Origin of the sequence: Amycolatopsis kentuckyensis (assembly GCF_002155975.1) — a bacterium.
Lineage (GTDB): Bacteria > Actinomycetota > Actinomycetes > Mycobacteriales > Pseudonocardiaceae > Amycolatopsis > Amycolatopsis kentuckyensis.
In genome coordinates, this window is record NZ_MUMI01000388.1 from 1 (window position 1) to 3,555 (window position 3,555).

Consider the following 3,555-nt stretch of genomic DNA (forward strand, 5'->3'; position numbering starts at 1 on the left):
AACCCTCCTCGCCGCCCTGCCCCTGCCCGACCTGCTGGCCCAGCCCGACGGCCGCGCCCGCCTGGAACCGCTGATCCCGCACCTCCCCCTCTCCGCCCTCCTCGCCCACCTGCGCCGCCTCGATGCCGCCGGGATCACCTTCGAAACCGCCATGGCCGTCGCCGCGCGGATCGCCGATCCCGCCGAAGTCCGCGCCTCCGGGCTGGGGCCACTGACGTTCGCCGCCGCCTGGCAGGGCGTCGACAGCCGGCGGTGGGAACCGGCCCTCGCCGCCGGGGCGCGGCACAGTCTCGGCGTCGTCCCGCGGCTGCGGGGGCGCACCCTCGTCGTCGTCGAACCCGGCAGCGACACCCGGATCGTCTTCGGGCTCGCCCTCGCCCAGCGCTGCGACGACGCCGACGTCGTCCGGCCCGGCGGCGGCCGGTTCCCGCTCGAACCGGGGGAGTCGCCGCTGCACGCCCTGATCCGCTGGCACTCCACGGAACCCCGTGCCGCCGTCACCACCGGGCACGACCGCGTCGTCGTCCTCACCGAGCAGTACACCGAGGACGTGCCCGCCGACGTCCCGCTCTACGTCTGGGAGACCCGGCGGCACAGCTCGCACGAACACGAACCGGACTTCGCGCCCGGTTCGCGGCGCCTCTTCTCCCGCGGGCTCGGCGACACCTCCTTCCGGATCATCCCCTGGTGGGAGGAATTCGTCGTGGGCGACCAAAGCACATACTGATTTCGTCCGCCGCGACGAACTAAGCTGGCGGTTTCGCGCCTAGCTTCGGGAGGTGCTCGTTTCCGTGAACCTGCGCCCGCACGCCGGCCTCGGCCGGGTCCTCGACGACCTGGGCGGCACCCTCCTGGACCTCGTGCTCGGCGACGGCGAGCGGCCGGGTGGCATCGGCGGCGTCGCCATCCACGATCCGCTCGACGAGCCCGCGCTGCCGCAGAACGCCCTCGTGCTGGGCGTCGGCCTCGCCGACCCGGACGAGGTCGTGCGGCAGCTGCGGATGCTGGCCCGCCACGACGCGGCCGGGCTCGTGCTGCGCGCCCCGGTCACGGTCACCGCGGCGATCGCCGCCGCCGTCGAGGAGACCGGGGTCGCCCTGCTGACCCTGGCCCGCGGCGCATCCTGGGCGCAGCTCGCCGCGATGCTGCGGTCGCTGCTGGCCGAGGGCGATGTCGGGGACGCGCAGCGGGAGACCCTGGCCGGGCTGCCGTCCGGTGACCTGTTCGCCGTGGCCAACGCGATCGCCGCGCTGATCGACGCGCCCGTCACCATCGAGGACCGGCGCTCCCGCGTGCTCGCGTTCTCCGGCCGGCAGGACGAAGCAGATCCCTCGCGCGTCGAGACCATCCTGGGCCGGCAGGTGCCCGAGCGGTTCGCCCGCATGCTGGCCGAACGCGGGGTGTTCCGCGAGCTCTACCGCAGTGACCAGCCGGTCTACGTCGACCGGCCGGAGGAAAGCCCGGACGGCTTCATGATCCCGCGGGTCGCCGTCGCGGTACGGGCGGGCGACGAGATCCTCGGTTCGATCTGGGCCGCGGTGAGCGAGCCGCTGACACCCGACCGCTCGCGGGCGCTGCGCGACGCGGCCCGGCTGGTGGCGCTGCACCTGCTGCGCATCCGGGCCGGCGCCGACGTCGAACGGCGGCTGCGCGCGGACCTGCTCAGCACCGCGCTGGAAGGCGGGGCCGCCGCGCGCGAGGCGCTGAGCCGGCTCGGCCTGGCCGACCAGCCGGTCGTCGTGCTGGCGCTCGCCGTGCTCGGCACCGGAGCCGCCGACGCCGAGGTCGCCGCCGACCGCCAGCGCCTCAGCGACGGGCTGGCGATGCACCTGAGCGCGGTCCACCCGCGGTGCGCCGCCGCGCTCGTCGGCGACACGGCCTACGGGCTGGTGCCGGTGACCCGCGACACCGACGCCGAGCAGCGCGCCCTGCGGATCGCGACGGACTTTCTCGACCGGGTCGGTGACCGGGCCCGGGCCGTGGTCGGCATCGGCCCGGTGGCGCGTAGCGCGGCCGAGCTGCCGGAAGCCCGCGGCAGCGCGGACCGCGCGTTGCGGGTCCTGCGCTCGGGCAGCGGCGCCGGCCGCCGGGTCGCGCTCCTGGCCGACGTGCACGTCGAGGCCCTCCTGCTGGAGCTGCAGGACCTGGTCGCTGCCCGCGGCGACCGCCCGACCGGCCCGGTCGCCCGCCTGCTCGACTACGACGCACAGCACCACGCCCACCTCGTCGAGACGCTGCGAGCCTGGCTGGACGCCTTCGGCGACGTCATCGCGGCCTCCGCGGCGGTCCACGTGCACCCGAACACCTTCCGCTACCGCCTGCGCCGCCTCGCCGAAGTCGGCGGCTTCGACATGACGGACCCGCAGGCGAGGTTCGCGGCCATGCTCCAGCTCCGGGTGGTGGCCCCACCAGCCCCCTGACGCCGTGATCAGAGGGTCGGCACCCGTGATCAGAGGGTCGACACGCGTGATCGGGAGGCCGACACGCGTGATTGACGGGACGACACGGCGGAACCCGGGGTGGCCCGGCGTGTCGACCCTCTGATCACGCGTGTCGGCTTTCCCGTCACGCGTGTCGACCCTTCGGGCACGCGGCGGAAATTGCCTTGGCCGGTGGGCGGGTCGTCGCTACCCTTCCCGGGAACTCGCCCGCCGCGTCGATCGAAGGGAGCCGGCCGTGCGTTGCTGCGTCGCCGTCGCTTCCCGGTCGCGGTCCGAGGTGATCCTGGTGTCTTCGCGTCCCCGGTGCCTGCCGCGCGGCTCGCACCGGACTCCGTGACGCCTTCCTGAAGACAGTCGCGGGGAATCGCGCCGTCCCGATCACTTCGTCCACAAAGGACACGGCTGTGCGCAACCGACCCCTGACCACCGTCCGCAACCTGGGCATCCTCGCCCACGTCGACGCGGGCAAGACCACCGTCACCGAGCGGATCCTGCACCGCACCGGCGCCACCCACAAGACCGGTGAGGTCCACGACGGCACCACCGTCACCGACTTCGACCCGCAGGAACGCGACCGCGGCATCACCATCTTCGCCGCGGCCGTCAGCTGCACGTGGGACGGCCACCGGCTCACCCTCATCGACACGCCCGGCCACGTCGACTTCACCGCCGAGGTCGAGCGGTCGCTGCGGGTGCTCGACGGCGCCGTTGCCGTGTTCGACGCCGTCGCCGGGGTCGAGCCGCAGAGCGAAACCGTGTGGCGGCAGGCCGACCGGTACGGCGTGCCGCGGATCGCGTTCGTCAACAAGCTCGACCGCGCGGGCGCCGACCTCGACGCCGCCGTCGCCTCGATCCGGGCGCGGCTGCACCCGGCACCGCTGGTCGTGCAGCTGCCGATCGGGCGCGAGGACGGCTTCACCGGTGTCGTCGACCTGTTGCGCCCGGAGGACGTGCCGGACGACCTCGTCGCCGAGGCCCGCCGCCGGCGCCGGGACCTGGAGGAGGCCGTCGCCGAGCTGCACCCGGTGGCCCTCGACGAGTTCTGCGCCACCGGCCGGATCTCGGCGGAGACCCTGGAGAAGGCGCTGCGGGAACTGACCCTCAGCGGCGACGG

General features: G+C 74.5%; 2 protein-coding genes and 1 pseudogene. All 3 read left to right on the forward strand.

Annotated elements, in window-relative coordinates:
- A pseudogene (locus CCN39_RS32640) lies at positions 1–727 on the forward strand (hypothetical protein); the annotation flags it as partial.
- Between the two features lie 52 nt (positions 728–779).
- Complete coding sequence (locus CCN39_RS32645; RefSeq protein ID WP_244211102.1) at positions 780–2,420, forward strand: PucR family transcriptional regulator; 1,641 nt, start codon at positions 780–782, stop codon at positions 2,418–2,420.
- A 425-nt stretch (positions 2,421–2,845) separates the two neighbouring features.
- Positions 2,846–3,555 (forward strand): GTP-binding protein (locus CCN39_RS32650; RefSeq protein WP_143264237.1); only part of this gene is annotated, 710 nt, incomplete at its 3' end.